This window comes from Armatimonadota bacterium (genome assembly GCA_017993055.1).
Lineage (GTDB): Bacteria > Armatimonadota > UBA5829 > DTJY01 > DTJY01 > JAGONM01.
Window position 1 is genome coordinate 80,096 of the sequence record JAGONM010000004.1, and the last position, 16,689, is coordinate 96,784.

Here is a 16,689-nt window from a genome sequence, read left to right on the forward strand (position 1 = left end):
CCGGTCTGGAAGCTCAGCCGCCTTCATGGTGCGGCTTTCCCGAGTGCAACTCCGGAACGAACGTGCGCTTCTACTTCGGGCAGAGGCACGATTCGAGGCGCGCGTGGCACTTGGGGCAGGTAGGAACTCCGCGAGCAGGCTGCCAGTCCTTTCCGGCATCCGGGCCGAACAGCACAAACGGCGCGCTGTGCTTCTTTCCTGCTACGGTGACGTGCGCGGTCACGGTGTTCGAGTCCGACGGTTTCTCGGCGGTGACATCGTACGCGACCTCTTCCTCCGATGGCCGGAGGGGGCTCGATTTCCAGCCCTTGGGGACCTCCAACTGCATGTCGGCGGGGATCGCATGCCCCGATCGCTCGGCGGAGATGCTGAGTACCTTAGCGAACCCCGGGCGGATCACCGGCTCACCGTGATAGTGAAGCGTGATCTCCAGACCGCCGCCAACGCTCACCATGGCCGATTCCATGTCCCTCGCCCAGAGGTCCCTCGCGAGGTGGTTCTGAGTCAAGATTGGCATAGGATCAGCGGGTGATATTGTACTAAATGCGATACCGGCAACCTGCGACCTGGTGTTCAGGAGCTTCATGCCGATCTCGATGGTCTGGTCGGTCAGTTCGCCGACGGTCTTCGGCGCATCGAGGTTCTGCGTGAACTTGTGGAGCACGATGCCCTCGCCGATCGGGTCGCGCCACTCCTTCGGGATGGCCTTCGTGCCGCCGATGATGCCGAGTAGCGAGCCGAGTGTGGCGCCGGTGCAGTCGGTATCGTAGCCGCAGTTGACCGCCTTGCAGAGCATGTCGCCGTAGCCCTCCCCGTAGAGCCAGCCGATGATCGTGAAGCCGTGGTTCTGCGGAGCGTGGCACGGGTGGCTGTGGCCGAAGCGCGTGATGATCCGGCTGCGGGCATCCTCCCATGAGGCCTTGTGCTCATATGACCATACGGCGGATGTAATCGCCCGATGGATGTGCGACCAGATCGGGATCATGCCGAGCCCGATCCGGATGAGCGTAATCGGGTCTTGGATGACAAACGCGGCGCTTTCCAGGGCCGCCCAGAACATCTCCCCCCAGACGCCCTCGCCGCCCGCGTGGTCGAGGACGGCATCCTTCCATGCCATCATCGCCGCGAGCTGGGGATCGCCGGGCGCGATGCAGGCCCATATCTCGCTGCGGATGGGGGAGCCCATCTGATCGATGAAGTCGTTCTCGAAGCACCCGGAGATCGGCGGCCGGAGCCCCCGCTGGAGGTTTCGCTGGCAGAAGCCGTACTCGTCCCAGGGGTAGGGGGCCAGATGCTTCATCCAGTAATCGGCGAAGTCGGAGAGCGTCGGGTTGATGCCGCGCTCCTGGAGCATCTTGAGCCAGACGAGTTGCAGGTCGAGGTCATCGTTCGGCGCTGATTCGGACGGCATCGGATCGTAGTACTCGAAGTTCAGTATCTCCTTGCGGCCCTCGGTCGGAGCGCCGAGTGTGCCCCCGATGTTCTTGCCGAGCCAGCACGCGTATACCTTGTCGCGGTACTCGGCCTCAGAGAGGATGATCGGTCTGTTCAGGTTCACGGTTTTGCTCCTGGCTATTCTGAGCGGTTCGATGCTGTCGGGCTGAGTCGATGCTCAGATGAATGTCTCACCCGTCACCTCCTCGTATATCGCGAGGACGTTCTCCAGGGGGGTGTCGGGTTGGATGCAGTGGGCGGGGGCGAAGAAGTAGCCGCCGCCCCTGCCGATGACGTCGATGCGGTGGCGCGCCTCGGCCCGGCACTGCTCGACAGTGCCGTGAGGGAGCGTCTGCTGAGTGCTGATCATGCCGCAGTAGGTCAGTTTGTCGCCGTACAGGTCCTTGAGTTCATGCGGGTCCATGCCGACCGGCTCCGGCTGCACGGCGTCGAGTATGTCGAGTCCCATCTCGATCAGGCGAGGCTGAAGGTCGCGTGTCGAGCCGCACGAGTGCATCATCGCCTTTGCGCCGTATTCGTGGGCGAGGCGGTAGAAGCGCTCGATCCTGGGCCGGAAGAACGAGTCGAACGTCGCCGGGCTCATCGTCGGACCCTTCTGCGAGCCGAGGTCCTCGCCCAGGCAGAGAATGTCGATCTTGCCCTGGCCGGCCTCCAGCGAGCGTTTGCACCATTCGTAGTAGAAGTCCACGCGCCGATCGATGATAGTCGTGCCGACCGGATCCTCGCTGATTATATCGATGAGTACCTGCTCCATGCCTCGTCCGCGCCCGATCCCGTTGATGATATCAGGGATGCCAGCGCTTCCCAGGCAGACCGCGTAGTCCTTCACTCGCTGGATCTGCTCGGGAATGACCGAGTAGTCGTAGTCGTCCGCGTCGGGCCACGGGTAGGATTCCACATCATCCATCGAGTTGAGGCGCGCGAGAGTGAGGTCCCATGCCTCGGCATACGTTCCGCCGACGTTGTTCTGCACCATCTTGTACCCGACGCCGAACTCGTCGCAGAAGTCGGCGCCGTTCTGCGCCTTCGCAGGCGGCTTCAATCCCGCCGGACCAACGTGCCGGAAGTCAACCTGGAAGGCGTCGGTATAACTTCGATCGCCGAAATGGGCGCAGAGGGCACGATGAATCTCCGGGGTGACGTATATCGTGATCGGCGGCCGATCGGGCTGCTCGTGGTTGGCAGCCGTCAGGACGCGTTCCTTCGGCGTGAGCATGGTCGGCTCCTGGCAACTCGTTCTGCGGACAAACACCATTATACGCCGCAGGAAGAGCAGCGTCCAGCACGGAACACCTGAGTATCAGGCGTTGAGAAGGAGTGCGGAATGAAACGTCCGACAGTTGCGGTTACGATGGGCGATCCGGCGGGGATCGGGCCGGAGGTCGTTCTGGGGTCGCTGAGGAGCGACGAAGTCTACCGGCGAGCGATTCCGGTCGTCATCGGCAGCATCGAGGTGCTGAGGCGGTGCTCCGAACGGGTCGGCGGTTCGGCCCCGTATCTGCTAACCGTCGAAGGCCCGGAGGACGCTGAGGGATGCCGCGGGCGGGTCGAGGTGCTGGATGTGCCGACTCCCGGTATCGAGTTGATCGAACCGGGACTGGTGCAGGGTCCGGCCGGGATCGCCGCTGATGCGTACATCCGTCGGGCCTGCGAACTGGCGTCGGAGGAGCGGATTGACGCGATCTCGACCGCTCCGATCAGCAAGGAGTCACTCCGCGCCGCCGGGATCCGCGGGATCGGGCATACCGAACTCCTGGCCGACTACCTTCATTCCCCGGACCCGCTGACGCTGTTCATCACCGGCAACATGCGAATCTTCTTCTTGTCCAGGCATCTGTCGCTCAGGCAGGCGATCGAGTACATCACAGAGGAGCGTGTGGCCGCGATGATACGAAGGGTGGACGGGGCGATGCGGGGCTTCGGCTTCGAGTCGCCGAGCATCGCGGTTGCCGCGCTCAATCCCCATGCGAGTGACGGGGGCCAGTTCGGTAGTGAGGAGGCGGAGATCATCATCCCGGCGGTCCAGAAGGCGCGCGGGGAAGGGATCAACGTCGTCGGCCCGATCGGCGCGGACTCCGTCTTTCACCAGGCTCTCGACGGGCGCTACGATTGCGTGCTGTCGCTCTACCACGACCAGGGCCACATCGCCGCCAAGACCCGCGACTTCTTCCGCACGGTGACGGCGACGCTCGGTCTCCCGGTCCTGCGCACGTCGGTCGATCACGGCACTGGCTTCGACATCGCGTGGCAGGGGAAGGCGAATGCGGTCAGCATGGAGGCGGCGATCCTGGCTGCGGTCGAGATGCTCCAACGTATGGCTCCCTAGGCGCAGAGCCCGGTCGGCCGATCAGACGTTCTTGAACACTCTCATCCGCTCGCAATATGCGCCCTGAGCCATCGGGCCGTCGAGTAGGGGATCTTCCGTTTCCCGCATCCATTGTCTCAGCCGCCGGATGAGATCATCGCGGGTGGCTGCATGTTCCGTCGCATCGGCGAGGTTGTGCTGCTCGCAGGGATCATTGTGCAGGTCGAAAAACTCGATCGGCGGATGGTACATGACGGGGTAGGGGACGTCGAGCGCCTTAGACACCTCCACGTAGCACTTCGCGTTGTTGAAGTAGTCCGGCGAGGTCTCCTGCCAGGGCGCGTTCTCGAAGTTGGCGATCAGCTTCCACCGCTCGGTGCGGATGGCCCTCATCGGATCATAGTAGGTGTGATATGTCTTCTCAGCGAAGACGGCCTCTCGCGGCAGGTAGTCTGCCCCGGAGAGCAGCCCCCGAAAACTGCGGCCGTGCAGGTTCGAAGGTACTTGCATCCCCACGAGGTCGAGCAGCGTGGGGAAGACATCCACGTTCGAGATAATCTCCCGGCGAGTGATCCCTCGCTTGGAGCCGGGGACTCTTACGATGAGAGGCACCTCGATTCCGGGATCGTAGAGGGTCATCTTTGCGTGCGGGAATGCGGTTCCGTGGTCTGCCGTGAAGATCACAATCGTATCCCCTGCGATATCCGAGGAGTCGATGGCATCGAGGATGCGCCCAAATGCCTTGTCGGCCGAGGATACAGATGCCTCGAGGTCGGCCAGGTCTTCGCGCACCTCGGGTATGTCCGGAAGCCAGGGTGGAACGGCCATGCTCTGAGGGTCGTTCGCCTCAACATCCTCGTGATGGAACGGCCGATGCGGCTCGACGAAACACACCTCCGCGAAGAACGGGCGCGACTGCTGGCCGCGCATAGCGAGGAACTCCACGAAGCCGTCCGCGACCTCGGCGCACCTCCCGGTCCGATGCATCATGTCGTGACCGCATCGCTCCGCACGCCGGGCCTCGTGCTGGTGGCCGAAGAGATGCGTCTCGTAGCCCCCGTCGCCCAGGATCTGCGCGAGGTGTCGTTCCTTCGGGTGCAGGTCGTTGGCGAATCCTCCGTGCGTGAGGCCGACTACCCCGTTGGCGTGAGGGAATCGGCCGGTCCAAAGCGCGGCACGGGATGGGCTGCACTGGGGCGCGGCGCAGAACGAGTTCGCAAACCGGATTCCTGTCTCGGCGAATCGGTCAATGTTGGGCGAACGGACGCCCTTCGCGCCGTAACATCCCAGGTGCTGCCCCAGGTCGTGACATATCACTACGACGATACTGGGCTTGTCGGAACGCATAGAGTTTCCCTCCGACTAGAAGTGCACTCTCTTAATGATCAGCGAGTAGATGACGTAGACCCAGCCGAGGATCACGTGCAGTAGCGTCCACAGCACGGATTGAGTGTGCTCCCAGGAAATCAGACCTGCTATGACACTACCGGAACCTATGCCGATTGTGGCGGTCGTCTTGCACCCATTGTCTGCCATAATCATCACCTCCCGATGCTTAGTTGGACTCGGCTCGGTCGTCCGTGCCGAGTGGAACGCGGGCGGTCAGCGGCGGATCAGTTTGTAGACTCGAACGCCGTATGACTCGATCTCGTCGGTGAAGAATCTCTCGTTCACCGATGTCGGAGCGGCTCGACCGGTTGACTCGATCCTCGCGATCCTGAGTTCCGGCCCGATACGGAACTCCGACTTGACCGATTCCTTCTGCGGATTCGCCGCGAGCGCGTAGATTTCGCCGTTGACCTCCCTGGTGAGCACGTGAATGCGCCCGTCGCCGGCTGTAAGCCGTTTCACAGCCGGCACGTCCAGACCGAGTACGATCGGGCTGATTCGCGCCATCTCGTCAGCCACCTTCTTCAGTACTTCCCAGTGCTCATCGCCGCCGGTCGTCCGTTTCAAATCAAAGAACGAGTAGTAGATCAGCCCCCGAGCGCCGTGAATCAGTCCCAGGTAAGACATGCACATCGTCTCCTCGTAGGTCGGCTGGCGTACGTCGGGATTGCCGCTATAGGCCCCCTGGCTCGCTCCCTGAGGGACCATCCAGATCGCCCTTGCTCCCATGACCGCCCTCTCAACGCTCGCGGTGGCGATGTAGAAGTTCGTGATCGGCGCTGCGGGCACGGGGTAGTGGTCTATACCTATCGCGTCGGACGACGAGACGTGGTCGCCAACGTTCTGGCCCAGATAGAGCACCTGCCAGATCAGGTGATTGGGGTCGAGCGCCGCAATCTTCTCATAGTGGTCGGCGATCTCGGGTAGCCTGGTGTCGGTCAACTCGTCGTTCAGATACCACGCGAGCAACGCGGGATGATCCCTGAAGGCCGATACGACGCCGTGCAGAATCTCATCTACTCCGCTCCAGTCTCCGACCTTCGTGACCTCCCAGGTCGAGCCAAAGTAAAGGTCCTTTACCGAGTAGATCAGCTTCAGACGCCGTCTGTATACCTCGTTCAGATATGCTCTGATCTGGTCGGGGGTGCCGTTGTTGATTCCATACATCATCAAGCAGTTGAACCGGGTGCCTGAGAACTTGTCCAGGTCCTCGATCGCGACCGGGCTGGTCGGACTCTCGCCGATGTACATGCCGACGGGGAAGAACAACTTCCCGTTCACGACGCACCGGTTGTGCTCGTCAACGTATATTGCGGGTTTCGGTGTATCCTCATCGGCGATGCGGAAGCGCAGCACCTCGGCAGCGACGTCCGCACGCGCTCTGGTGTTTCGAAGGGTCGCGACGACGCGGTAGTCCCCCGGCTTGGCTCGGGTAAGGTCAACGTTCGCGCTCGCCCACGGTTTGCCGGCGAGATCTGAATCCTCGGCCTCTCCGATAATCCTGTTCGAAGAATCCACCACGGATACCAGAAGCGCGAGGTCCTCGATGCGATGAGCGCGATTTGCCTTGATCTCCGCGCCTGTTTCGAGCCGCCGGGACTGCCACGGGAATATCGTATGACGGTAGTTGGGATACCGGATCATCGGCCGAAAGGTCATCTCTCCCGGCTCTTCAGTTAGTTCTACACTGACGTCATCGAACCAGGCTGTGCCGGTGCATCCTTGGCGAAGGTAGACGACCGCTCTCATGGTTGCGGCATCCTCTGGAATCAACTTCGAATTCGCCTCGAGGAGTGTCCACTCGTTGGTCCCCTTGATTCCCGGCGGATAGCTTCCGCCGAGATACTGTCCCTCCTTGTTATACCATTCCAGGCAGATGGTTGCGCCGCTGTCTGCGCCCTCGACACCGTCTGTCCTGATCCTCACCTTCATCCGGTAGACGCGTTCAGTCACGCACGGGATAGGCTGTGACGCCAGCGTGTAGCTTGCCTTGTCGTCGTTCTCTATGCGCAGGCTGTGCCTGCCGGAATGAGAGACGTCGGACACTACCTGCCATCTGGCCGGGTCGGTCTTCCACTCCGATGAGCCCTTCTCGAATCCGGGGTTCTTGATCAGGTTCACGTGTGGTACCGCAGTAACGGCATGAGAGATGCACGCCGCAGACAAAACGATGCCCAGGCTGAGGAACAAGTGCGTTTTCACCATAATGTTCTTGTGTTCGACACGCGTACAGGGTTTTCCCCTGCCTGAAGCACTTCCGGCGCGGGGCCGGTGAAGCAAGAAACGCCTGGGAGTAGGCTCCCAGGCGTTTGCTCGTGTTGAGGTTGAACGATCTACTCCGCGGTGAACGGCAGGAGAGCGATCTCACGCGCGCGCTTGATCGCGTGCATGATCATCCTCTGGTGCTTGGCGCAGTTGCCGGTAGCCCGTCTCGGCAGGATCTTGCCTCGATCGGAGACGTACCTCCGCAACCTTGCGGCGTTCTTGTAGTCTGCGGAATCTATCTTGTCCGCGCAAAACGCGCAGACTCTACGGCGCGGGCGTCGGAACTTGCTGCCGCCTCTGTCCGGGCCGTCTCTTCTTCCACCGGGTCTTCCTCCGGTTGGTCTCATTATCTATAACCTCCTGAAAAAACAGGGCATATCATCAAGAAACGCAGCGCTCGGACTCACTCCTGGTCGAATGGGTCCTCGAGTTGCTGGTCGGCGGCGACCTCCGCTTCCTCGTGGTCCGGCTCAGGGACGGCTTCGTCACCGGGGACAGGCTCGACTCCCGTGCGCTCCTTGGGCTTATCCAGGCCTCTCAGGTCGTCGGCTACCACCTCGGCGGCGTTTCTGCGAGTACCATCCTGTGCAACCCAGGAGCGGGTTTGCAGTTTGCCATCTACTGAGACCAATCGGCCCTTGGTAAGATAGTTTGCCGCGAACTCGGCGGACTGTCTCCATGCCACTATCCTAATGAAGTCCGTCTCCTTCTCGCCTTGCGAGTTGGGGCGCCTGTCAACCGCGAGAAGAAACGATGTCACCGCGATTCCACTAGCCGTGTACTTCAACTCGGGATCAGTCGCGAGCCGTCCGATCAGCACTACTCTGTTCAACATGCCATTTCCCTCCTGGTCTGCATATCCGCAATCCTGAAGCGATGATTCCTGCCCTTGCTCGACTCTCATGCAACCCGACTGCGCTACACCTCGTCCGTGCGGACGATCAGGTGGCGCAGGACATCTTCACCGATCTTCATGGTTCTGTCAAGCTCAGCGGAAACCGCAGGCTCGCCAGTGTAGTTCATAAGAACGTAGATGCCGTCCATCTGTCCCTTCACCTCGTAGGCGAGCCTTCTTTTCTCCCATCGGTTGATGGATTCCACCTCGCCGCCCTGACCCTCTACCACTGCCTTGTACTTCTCGGTGATAGGGGTGATCTGCTCATCCGTGAGGTCCGGATGGACGATGTACAGTACCTCGTATGGTCGTACCATGAATTCACCTCCCCTCGGACTAATCGGCCCCGAATCCAGTCCGGGGCAGGAAGGACGTCGGGTGCGGGCGCTCTGCCCGAAATCCTGTGGCGGATTCCCGACGTACTCAACCCCGCGGCGTGCGCCGCGGACATATTGTCGCCGGATTATATCACGTCCGGCGCAAAGATGCAACTCCGGACAAGCAAGCTATCCCTTAATACCCGTGAGAGTTATCCCCTGAATGAACGTCTTCTGGGCGAAGAAGAAGAGGATCACGATCGGCAGCGTCATCACAGTCGCGGCAGCCATCAGCATCGACCACTCCGCGCCGTGCTGGCTGACAAACTGCTGAAGTCCGAGCGAGAGCGTGTACTTCGTCTCGTCGTTGAGGTAGATCAGCGGGCCGAGGAAGTCGTTCCAGGCCCCGATGAACGCGAAGAGCGCCACCGTGGCGAGCGCGGGCTTGGCCAGCGGGAGCACGATCCGCCAGTAGATGTCGAACTCGGAGCAGCCGTCGATCTTTGCCGAATCCGACAGTTCGAGCGGCACCGTCATGAAGAACTGGCGGAGCAGGAAGATGAAGAAAGCGCTTCCGAGGAACGACGGCACGACGAGAGGCTTGATCGTATCTATCCAGTGCAGCGATTTGAAGATACCGAAGACCGGGATCATCGTAACCTGACCCGGGAGCATCATGGTGCTGATCAGGATCATGAACGCGATGCTCCGTCCCGGCCAGCGGATTTTCGAGAAGCTGTAGGCGACGAGCGTGCACGAGAAAAGCGTCCCGAAGACCGACAGCGCACAGATGGTCAGCGTGTTGAGCAGATAGTTGCCGAACGGGACGTAGGTGAGCGCCTTCGGGTAGTTCGACCACATCGCGGGGTGGGGCACCCACGCGGGCGGCGAGAGGAAGATCTGGTTGTCCGGTTTCAGGCTGGTCGAGACGAGCCAGTAGAAAGGCAGCATGAAACTCACCCCGATGCCCACGAGCATGAGGTGCTGCAGCCCGGCTCTGATCTGCTCTCGGCGATGCTTTCTTCGTTTCCAGTCAGTAGTGGTGGTCATGGTCCCTTTTTGAGTGATGAGTTGCTGGAGTCTCGCAGCATTAGAAACCCATCACTCCAGTACTCCCTCACTTGAGATCCCCCGAGTAGTACACCCACCGCGCGCTGCTCCTGAAGACGACGAGCGTGCAGGCTAGTGTGATGACGAACAGGATCCATGCCATCGCGGAGGCATAGCCCATCTTGAAGTTCAGGAAAGCGTTGTTGAACAGGTGCAGCGCGTAGAAGAGCGTCGAGTCTTGCGGGCCGCCGCCGGTCATGACGTAGACCTGCGTGAAGTACTGGAACGAGTGGATCAACCCCATCACCAGGTTGAAGAAGATGATCGGGCTTAGCATCGGCAGGGTGATGTGCCGAAGCTTCTTCCAACTAGACGCGCCGTCGAGGTCCGCCGCCTCGTAGAGCGCTTCCGGGACGTCCTGCAGACCTGCGAGGTAGATCAGCATCCCGCCGCCCGCGCCCCAGAGCCCCATGAAGATCAGCGCCGGTTTCGCCCACGCAGGGTCGATCAGCCATCCCGGTCCCTGAGGAGCGGGAAGTCCGACCGCATGGAGCGCGCTCCCGAACCAGCCGATGATCTGGTTCACCAGGCCGATCTGCGGGTTCAGAAGCCACATCCAGAGCGCCGACGCCGCAACGATCGGCGTGATCGACGGCAGGTAGTAGATCGTCCGGTAGAAGGCCATACCGCGGACCTTCAGGTTCAGGAGGAACGCGAGCGCGAGTGACGCGAGTAGCCCGACGGGCAGTCCGAAGACGATCATGTAGAGCGTGTTCCAGAGCGACCGCCAGAACAGTTCATCCTCGGTGAACAGCATCCGATAGTTCTCCACGCCGATCCAGTGCGGCGGTGAGATGGCGTCGAAACTGCAGAAGCTGTAGTAGATCGACTTGACGATCGGGTAGGCGACCAGGCCCAGGAAGCCGAGTATCCACGGCGCGGCGAAGAGCAGCCCGTTGCGGAGGTCGGTCTTCTCGGTTTTCGAGAGTTTTTGGCGCATAGTGTTCCGGTTCTCAGTCGGTCCGTTCGCAAAAGGTCCGACGTGCCTGAAGGTCAGTTGCCGTCGAACTCCTTAAGCGTCTGGTTCAGTTCCTTCTGCATCCGAAGCGTCACATCGTCGAGCAGCGCCTTCGGGTCGCGGTGGCCGTGGAGCGCGTAGTCTTCGGCGCGAGCGATCTCCGAGGCGTACCTCGGCCAGATCGGCACCGGAGGCGGTCCGAACGCGTTCTCACCGCCGGCGAGCGTCATGGCGAAGCTGTAGAGCGGATCGTTGGCGAACTCCGGCTCGGCGGCTACCGACTTGAGCGGCGCCATGTTAGAAATGTCGAGACAGAACTCCTTGACGGCATCGTGGCCGCAGATGTACTGCAGGAATTCCCAAGCCTCCCTCTTGTGCTTGCACGCCGACGGGATCACGAAGACGCTTCCGCCGACGGTGCACGCGTTCTTCCTGCCCCCCGGGGGCGCCGGGGCGGGGAACCATCCCCACTCCAAGTCGGGCGCGTACCGCCGGATGTGGGTGCGCGCCCATTCGCCCGCCGGCCACATTGATGTCTTGCCCACGAAGAACGGTCCGCTCACCGTGCTTCGGTTGCCGAACGTCTGCTCGAAGGTCTCCATCTTTGTGATATCATACTTCTCCGCGTACGACATCATCCATCTGAGCGCCTCTACGTTCTTCGGGTGGTTCGCGGTGATCCTGCCGGTCTTCTCATCGTACCACTGCCCGCCGAAGACGTAGGCCCACCAGACCAGACCGGTCGGGCGCAGGCCGTACCGCGTGAAGTTGCCCTTATTGTCGTAGAGCGTCGTCTTCTCGGCGGCGTGGTCGAGTTCCGGGATGGTATCCGGCGGGTCATCGGGATCGAGGCCGCACTCGCGGAAGATGCTCTTGTTGTAGGCGATGAAATGGGCGTTCGTCGTGGCGACGAGGCCGTAGATCCTACCTCGGAAAGTCAGCATCCGGCGGACGCCCGGCACAATGTTGTCAGGGTCGTAGCCGGTCTCCTTCATGAAGTCGTCCAGCGGCGTCAGCACCCCGCGGATCGCATACCCGGCGAACTCATCCGCCCAGACCGCCGAGCAGACGTCCGGCGTGCTCCCCCCGGCGAAGGCGATCCGTACCTTCTGGTAGGAGCCGGCGATGCTGAGAATCTTGACCTCGATGTTCGGGTGCTCGCGGTTGAAGCGCTCGACGATCCGCTTCTGAGTCGCGAGTTCGTCGCCTGTCCAGCCGGTCCAGTAGTGGATGACGACCTTCCCGTCGGCCTCCTGCCGGCCTGGACTGTAGAACAGCCCCGCGATCAGGGCAAGTAGTATAAGGACAGGAACATAGGCGAATCTGGGCATATCATACTCTTACCCGGCGAAGCGGCGCAGACCTTCTTCCCGGGCAGTGCGCATGGCTTTATCGAACTCCTCATCGGTGACCGGGCGGCCGATGTCCGGCCGTCCGACAGCCTCGAACGCAGGCCGGTACTGGTCCATCACGTTGACGTATGTATCTCTGCTGATCTCGGCCGCCAGGAAATGCATGACCTCCCGCGTGCCTGCGAGGTTATCGGGGAGTACCAGGTGCCGCACAATAAATCCGTACTCCGCGATTCCACGCTCGTCGAGGTGGAGATCGCCGACTTGCCGATGCATCTCCCGTAGCGCCTCGCGGCTGCGCTCCCAATAGTCCGGAACGCCGGAAAGCTCCAAGCCGATCTCGTTGTTTCCGTACTTGGCGTCGGGCATGTAGATGTCGACGATACCTTCGAGAATCGCCAGCGCCTGCACCGGCTCGTATCCGCCGCAATTGTAGACGATCGGGATGTCGAGTCCCGCGATGGCGGCGATCTCCAGCGCTGCGAGGATGACCGGCAGCTGGTGGGTCGGCGTCACAAGGTTGATGTTGTGGCACCCCTGGCGGGCGAGGGAGAGCATCATGTCGGCGAGGTCCTCGATGCCCACTTCGCGGCCGGCATTACCTTGGCTGATCTCGCAGTTCTGGCAGAAGACGCAGGACAGACTGCATCCGCCGAAGAAGATCGTCCCGGAGCCGTTCCGGCCGACGAGAGGGGGCTCCTCGCCGAAGTGCGCGCCGTAGCTGGCGACAACGGGATTCGGCCCGGTTCGACATGCGCCAAGCTGTCCCGAGACCCTGTCCGCACAGCAGTTTCGTGGACAGAGTCCGCATTCCGGGGACATCAGCCGGTAGGCCTCTTCCACGCGCTCGTGGAACTCACCGGTCCTGTGCAGTTCTCGATAGGAAGGTTCGATCATCGTTGGTGCGGCCACTGTATCTCAGGTTAGGTCGGACGCCTCGAGCGCAGCCAGGATCTCGGGCGTCCCCACATCTGACCAGAAACCCTGCACCGGCATCCAGCGGACGTCCTTGCCCTGGCCCAGCAGGAGTTCCACGCCGGCCGTGAACTCGATCTCACCGCGTGGGGAGAGTCCGCACACCTTCATCGCCTCGATCACGGCGGTTGTGCAGACGAAGAGGCCGGCCTGGTTCCAGTTCGACTTCGCGGTTCCCGGCGCCGGCTTCTCGACGATCCGCACGATCCGGTCGCCCTCCACCTCGTTGGATGACCCGGCGCAGGGGTCGTCCATCCAGTTCAGGCTGCTGATGAGATCGCATGGATATCGAGCGTACAACTCCCGCAGGCGACGGTAGTTGTGCGATTCCATCAACACGTCGCCCCAGAGGAGCATAAACGGCTCGTCGCCTACCCATGGCTCGGCCGAGAGAAGCGCGCTTCCGGTCCCCATCGGACCGGTCTGCTCTACGTACGAGACTCGCATGCCGAGCTTAGACCCGTCGCCGAAGTATTCCGCGATCTTCTCGCCAAGGTACTTCACGACGATCAGCACGTCCTTGACGCCGGCGTCTTTCAGTCCGAGCAGGATGTGCTCGAGTATCGGGCGTCCGTGGAGTAGGAGCAGCGGCTTCGGCGTGTCGGCCGTGAGCGGCATCATGCGGTTCCCACGACCGGCGGCGACGATGACTGCCTTCATTCGTCGGCCCTCGCGCCTGTGTCGATCGCCAGCTTGTACGCCTTCCCGCCCTCGCGTTCGAGCGCCTCGGCGGCTTCATCCTCCGCTCCCGGTGCGTAGACGAACATGCAACCGCCACCGCCCGAGCCGTTGATCTTCCCGCCGAGTGCCCCTGCGTCCATCGCCGCGTCGAGCATCGCGTCGATCTTAGGGGTCGAGACGCCGATGCCGTCGCGCAGTTGCTCGTGGTGCTTGTAGAGCAGGCAGCCGAGTTCCGGCGGATTGACGATGCGTGAGCGGAGCATCTTCATTGCCTCGACCGTGATGTCGCGGTTGATGAGATTCGCCCGGACCTTCCGCCTGACGGCTTCGGGCGTGCGGTCGAGCAGTTCCCACACCTCATCATTTGGCGTCGTGTGAAGGTCGAAGCGAGGGTACGCCTTTGCCAGGAAATCGAGGCCAATGCGAACATCGTTCCTCGAGCCACCAAGCGTGCCGAGGGTATCCTTCTTCTGGAGTGAGTCGCCGAGGATGAAACCATCGAGCCTGATCGGCAGGTGCTCTGCCTTGAAGGGCGGCCGGCAGTCTACGTAGATGAACCCACCCAGCGCCGCGGCGAAGTGGTCCATCATGCCGCCCGGCTCGCCGAACTCCAAGACCTCCGCCTGGTGTGCCAGTCTCGCAAGATCGTCCGGGCTGGAGACCGAAGCTTTCGCAGCTTCCTGCAGGAATCGAAGCCACGCGACGATCATCGCCGAAGAGCTGGAGACCCCGGCATTGATCGGAATGGTGCTTCGGAAGGTGCAGTCCCAGCCCTGGGTCATCTGCCATCCGGTCCGGCGCAGGACGTTGATGCACGAGCGGAGATAGTCCCGCTTCACGGTGTACGCCAGTTCGCCCGAGAGATCGATGCTTTGCTTCTCGCCAACGTCCGGCATTTCGATCTCGATGCGAGAGTCATATCGCGGCGTGCCTTCAATGTGGAAGCGAAGGTTGATCGCCGCCGCGACGACCGGCAGCCCCAGGAAGTCCTGATGCTCGCCGAACAAGCAGATGCGGCCGGGAGCAGATACTTTCAAAACCATTTATTACTTAACCTCTCCGGAGAACACGATCTTGCCGAACCGAATCGGCGTGTGGAACGAGCCGTAGGTCGGCGACCAGCACATGTTTTGCCCCTTCGGATCGGCGGTGAACCGATTCCGGCAGAAGTTCGCCCGCCAGACGGCCCCCAGAGCCGGAGTATCCGATCCGATGTCGGCGAACGGGATTGCGATCTCCGCCGTCCAACTGCCAGGTCCCACAGTCGTGCCGGCCTGCCATCCCGGGCTGAAGGCAGTCTCATACCCCTTCGCTTCGTACTTCACGCCAAGGGTATTCAGCGCGAACTGATAGTAGTCGGCGGATTCCGGATCCGCGCTGACGAAGATGTCTGCGGAATCCTCAAAAAACACGTGGCCGTCACGATTGCGTACCTCGGCCTTGATGTCTTTGGTGTCGGGTTCGGCGCACAGGTAACTGACGTACAGGTTCGACCGATCGTAGGCCAGTCGCACTTCCGTAGGTTGTGAAGCCGTGCCGCCGCTGGACGAGTAGTCGAGGTGTATGACGGATGCATTCTGCCAGACCGCATCGTCGAGCTTCCCGTCAATGACCGGTGCCGAAGACATGAGTGGGATCTGCGCGCATGGAAGCGGAGCGATCCCTTCGATGACGGGCACGGGCGCCGGAGTCGGTGCGACGTAGCCGACCTCCCGTCTCATGTAGGATGCGTAGGACTCAAGGTTTCTGGCGGCGCCGCGCGCGGCGTCCGATCCTTCAGGAGTCCTCTCCGCGTATTCAAGGAGCAGTCGCGCCTTGTCCGCGGGGCTTCTGAACGGCAGATCGGCCCTTGCCGCCGTCGGCCCTTCTCGCAGCAACCGCAGATGCACTTCCTTGAGGTAGGCGGTGGCGAAGATCGTGAAGCCGTTAACCGGTGCTTCCCGCGCGATGGCGATCTGCTCCAGCATCGTCTGAGGACTCTTGTGCATGTAGATGCCGATTCCAGGCGCAAGCAGCGTCGTCTCGCCGAGTTTGTCGCGTGAATCCGATACCCTGAGCGCGAAGTTCAAGTTGTTGGCCGTGTAGTCCATCGGCGCTAGGTAGTCCACCCACTTGTTCGCGGCCCAGTGAGCCCAGTTCTGGAGATGATTCTTGCGCGCCTGTTCCGGAAACGATGCCACCGCAGCCGTCACCATCAGGCTTGGGCGGACTCTCCGCAGCTCGCGGGCGACCAGCGCGACAAAAGAGTCTATACGATCCTCGCGCCACTGGTGCCAGTCCGCGGCGGCCTGTGTGAACGGCTGTATCTCCACCGGGTCAACGCCGTATGCCGCCATGAATCTCGAGCGCGCGTACGGCTCATAGCCTTGATCGGGCGTCGGATAGCGCACGTAGTCGAGCTGTAGGCCGTCTACGTCATACTTCTCGACGAGTTCGACATAGGCGTTAAGGAGCAGTCGGCGGACCGCCGGAACGGATGGAGAGAGCCAGTAGCTCCCGCTCTCCGACTGCTCGCCGCCCTTGCTGTCCTGCATAGCCCACTCGGGATGCCGCGCGAGAATGCCGCCCATGTCGTCCTTGTTGCCGGTACGGAACACCCATACCCACGGGTGCACCTCAATGCCGTGCCTGTGAGCCTCTTCCAGCAAGATGCCGAGCATATCAACCCCGGGGTAGAGGTCCTTCTGAGGAAGATATGTGCTCGGGTAGGACGAGTAGCCGTTGAAGATCACCTCGGGATGGACGAGGTTGATTCCTGCTCGGGCGTAGGATCGGATCATCTCCCGGATGCCCTGCTCGGTCGTGGGAATGCTTTTCCGGTCCATCCACACCCCGCGAATCTCGACCGGCCACGAGAGGACGTCGCTTCGGGCGAGGACGGGCGTTACCAGGCTCATGAATGCCAGAAACAATACCAAGTAGCCGGTAACCGGTGATCGGTGCGTCAATCAGTCGTTCTCCAATCCGATATCAGGTGTACGTCGCCG

General features: G+C 61.6%; 16 protein-coding genes. 1 reads left to right on the forward strand and 15 read right to left on the reverse strand.

Annotated elements, in window-relative coordinates; translation table 11 throughout:
* Nucleotides 1-70 precede the first annotated feature (70 nt).
* On the reverse strand, nt 71-1,558 hold the full coding sequence (locus tag KBC96_02885) for an ADP-ribosylglycohydrolase family protein (protein MBP6963331.1): 1,488 nt from the start codon (nt 1,556-1,558) through the stop codon (nt 71-73).
* A gap of 54 nt (nt 1,559-1,612) precedes the next feature.
* Nucleotides 1,613-2,671 (reverse strand): hypothetical protein, encoded by a 1,059-nt coding sequence (locus KBC96_02890; protein ID MBP6963332.1) that lies wholly within the window; start codon nt 2,669-2,671, stop codon nt 1,613-1,615.
* A 108-nt stretch (nt 2,672-2,779) separates the two neighbouring features.
* On the opposite strand from KBC96_02890, the gene pdxA reads away from it, so the two are divergent.
* Entirely contained in the window at nt 2,780-3,781 is a 1,002-nt protein-coding gene (gene pdxA / locus KBC96_02895) for a 4-hydroxythreonine-4-phosphate dehydrogenase PdxA (GenBank protein MBP6963333.1), read from the forward strand.
* Nucleotides 3,782-3,802: 21 nt separating this feature from the next.
* On the opposite strand, the gene KBC96_02900 is transcribed toward pdxA, so the two are convergent.
* From KBC96_02900 to KBC96_02960, 13 genes are all read right to left on the reverse strand, one after another.
* Nucleotides 3,803-5,107 carry a sulfatase gene (locus KBC96_02900; protein ID MBP6963334.1) on the reverse strand — a complete coding sequence of 435 codons (1,305 nt, stop codon included), beginning with the start codon at nt 5,105-5,107 and terminating at the stop codon, nt 3,803-3,805.
* Between the two features lie 15 nt (nt 5,108-5,122).
* A complete protein-coding gene (locus tag KBC96_02905) occupies nt 5,123-5,296 on the reverse strand; it encodes a hypothetical protein (protein ID MBP6963335.1) in 174 nt (57 codons plus the stop codon).
* 66 nt (nt 5,297-5,362) lie between these two features.
* Nucleotides 5,363-7,270, reverse strand: a complete 1,908-nt coding sequence (locus KBC96_02910) for a hypothetical protein (protein MBP6963336.1) — start codon at nt 7,268-7,270, stop codon at nt 5,363-5,365.
* Between the two features lie 212 nt (nt 7,271-7,482).
* Nucleotides 7,483-7,761 (reverse strand): 30S ribosomal protein S18, encoded by a 279-nt coding sequence (locus KBC96_02915; protein ID MBP6963337.1) that lies wholly within the window; start codon nt 7,759-7,761, stop codon nt 7,483-7,485.
* Nucleotides 7,762-7,817: 56 nt separating this feature from the next.
* Nucleotides 7,818-8,249 carry a single-stranded DNA-binding protein gene (locus KBC96_02920; GenBank protein MBP6963338.1) on the reverse strand — a complete coding sequence of 144 codons (432 nt, stop codon included), beginning with the start codon at nt 8,247-8,249 and terminating at the stop codon, nt 7,818-7,820.
* A gap of 83 nt (nt 8,250-8,332) precedes the next feature.
* Nucleotides 8,333-8,626 (reverse strand): 30S ribosomal protein S6, encoded by a 294-nt coding sequence (locus KBC96_02925; GenBank protein ID MBP6963339.1) that lies wholly within the window; start codon nt 8,624-8,626, stop codon nt 8,333-8,335.
* A 189-nt stretch (nt 8,627-8,815) separates the two neighbouring features.
* Nucleotides 8,816-9,676 (reverse strand): carbohydrate ABC transporter permease, encoded by an 861-nt coding sequence (locus KBC96_02930; GenBank protein ID MBP6963340.1) that lies wholly within the window; start codon nt 9,674-9,676, stop codon nt 8,816-8,818.
* Between the two features lie 67 nt (nt 9,677-9,743).
* On the reverse strand, nt 9,744-10,676 hold the full coding sequence (locus tag KBC96_02935; GenBank protein MBP6963341.1) for a sugar ABC transporter permease: 933 nt from the start codon (nt 10,674-10,676) through the stop codon (nt 9,744-9,746).
* A gap of 53 nt (nt 10,677-10,729) precedes the next feature.
* Nucleotides 10,730-12,025, reverse strand: coding sequence for an ABC transporter substrate-binding protein (locus KBC96_02940; GenBank protein MBP6963342.1), 1,296 nt, complete (start codon nt 12,023-12,025; stop codon nt 10,730-10,732).
* A 9-nt stretch (nt 12,026-12,034) separates the two neighbouring features.
* Nucleotides 12,035-12,943 (reverse strand): radical SAM protein, encoded by a 909-nt coding sequence (locus KBC96_02945; protein ID MBP6963343.1) that lies wholly within the window; start codon nt 12,941-12,943, stop codon nt 12,035-12,037.
* A gap of 21 nt (nt 12,944-12,964) precedes the next feature.
* Nucleotides 12,965-13,681 (reverse strand): NTP transferase domain-containing protein, encoded by a 717-nt coding sequence (locus tag KBC96_02950; GenBank protein ID MBP6963344.1) that lies wholly within the window; start codon nt 13,679-13,681, stop codon nt 12,965-12,967.
* Nucleotides 13,678-14,745, reverse strand: a complete 1,068-nt coding sequence (locus KBC96_02955) for a GHMP kinase (GenBank protein MBP6963345.1) — start codon at nt 14,743-14,745, stop codon at nt 13,678-13,680. Before KBC96_02955 ends, KBC96_02950 begins: the two co-directional genes overlap by 4 nt.
* Nucleotides 14,746-14,748: 3 nt before the next feature.
* Nucleotides 14,749-16,650: a family 10 glycosylhydrolase gene (locus tag KBC96_02960; GenBank protein ID MBP6963346.1), complete on the reverse strand. Its 1,902-nt coding sequence runs from the start codon at nt 16,648-16,650 to the stop codon at nt 14,749-14,751.
* Nucleotides 16,651-16,689: the final 39 nt, after the last annotated feature.

Coding starts and splice junctions, on each gene's coding strand:
- KBC96_02890 (MBP6963332.1), bottom strand. CDS start 2,671: ATGCTCACGCCGAAGGAACGCGTCCTGACGGCTGCCAACCACGAGCAG.
- pdxA (MBP6963333.1), top strand. CDS start 2,780: ATGAAACGTCCGACAGTTGCGGTTACGATGGGCGATCCGGCGGGGATC.
- KBC96_02900 (MBP6963334.1), bottom strand. CDS start 5,107: ATGCGTTCCGACAAGCCCAGTATCGTCGTAGTGATATGTCACGACCTG.
- KBC96_02905 (MBP6963335.1), bottom strand. CDS start 5,296: ATGGCAGACAATGGGTGCAAGACGACCGCCACAATCGGCATAGGTTCC.
- KBC96_02915 (MBP6963337.1), bottom strand. CDS start 7,761: ATGAGACCAACCGGAGGAAGACCCGGTGGAAGAAGAGACGGCCCGGAC.
- KBC96_02920 (MBP6963338.1), bottom strand. CDS start 8,249: ATGTTGAACAGAGTAGTGCTGATCGGACGGCTCGCGACTGATCCCGAG.
- KBC96_02925 (MBP6963339.1), bottom strand. CDS start 8,626: ATGGTACGACCATACGAGGTACTGTACATCGTCCATCCGGACCTCACG.
- KBC96_02930 (MBP6963340.1), bottom strand. CDS start 9,676: ATGACCACCACTACTGACTGGAAACGAAGAAAGCATCGCCGAGAGCAG.
- KBC96_02935 (MBP6963341.1), bottom strand. CDS start 10,676: ATGCGCCAAAAACTCTCGAAAACCGAGAAGACCGACCTCCGCAACGGG.
- KBC96_02940 (MBP6963342.1), bottom strand. CDS start 12,025: ATGCCCAGATTCGCCTATGTTCCTGTCCTTATACTACTTGCCCTGATC.
- KBC96_02945 (MBP6963343.1), bottom strand. CDS start 12,943: ATGATCGAACCTTCCTATCGAGAACTGCACAGGACCGGTGAGTTCCAC.
- KBC96_02950 (MBP6963344.1), bottom strand. CDS start 13,681: ATGAAGGCAGTCATCGTCGCCGCCGGTCGTGGGAACCGCATGATGCCG.
- KBC96_02955 (MBP6963345.1), bottom strand. CDS start 14,745: ATGGTTTTGAAAGTATCTGCTCCCGGCCGCATCTGCTTGTTCGGCGAG.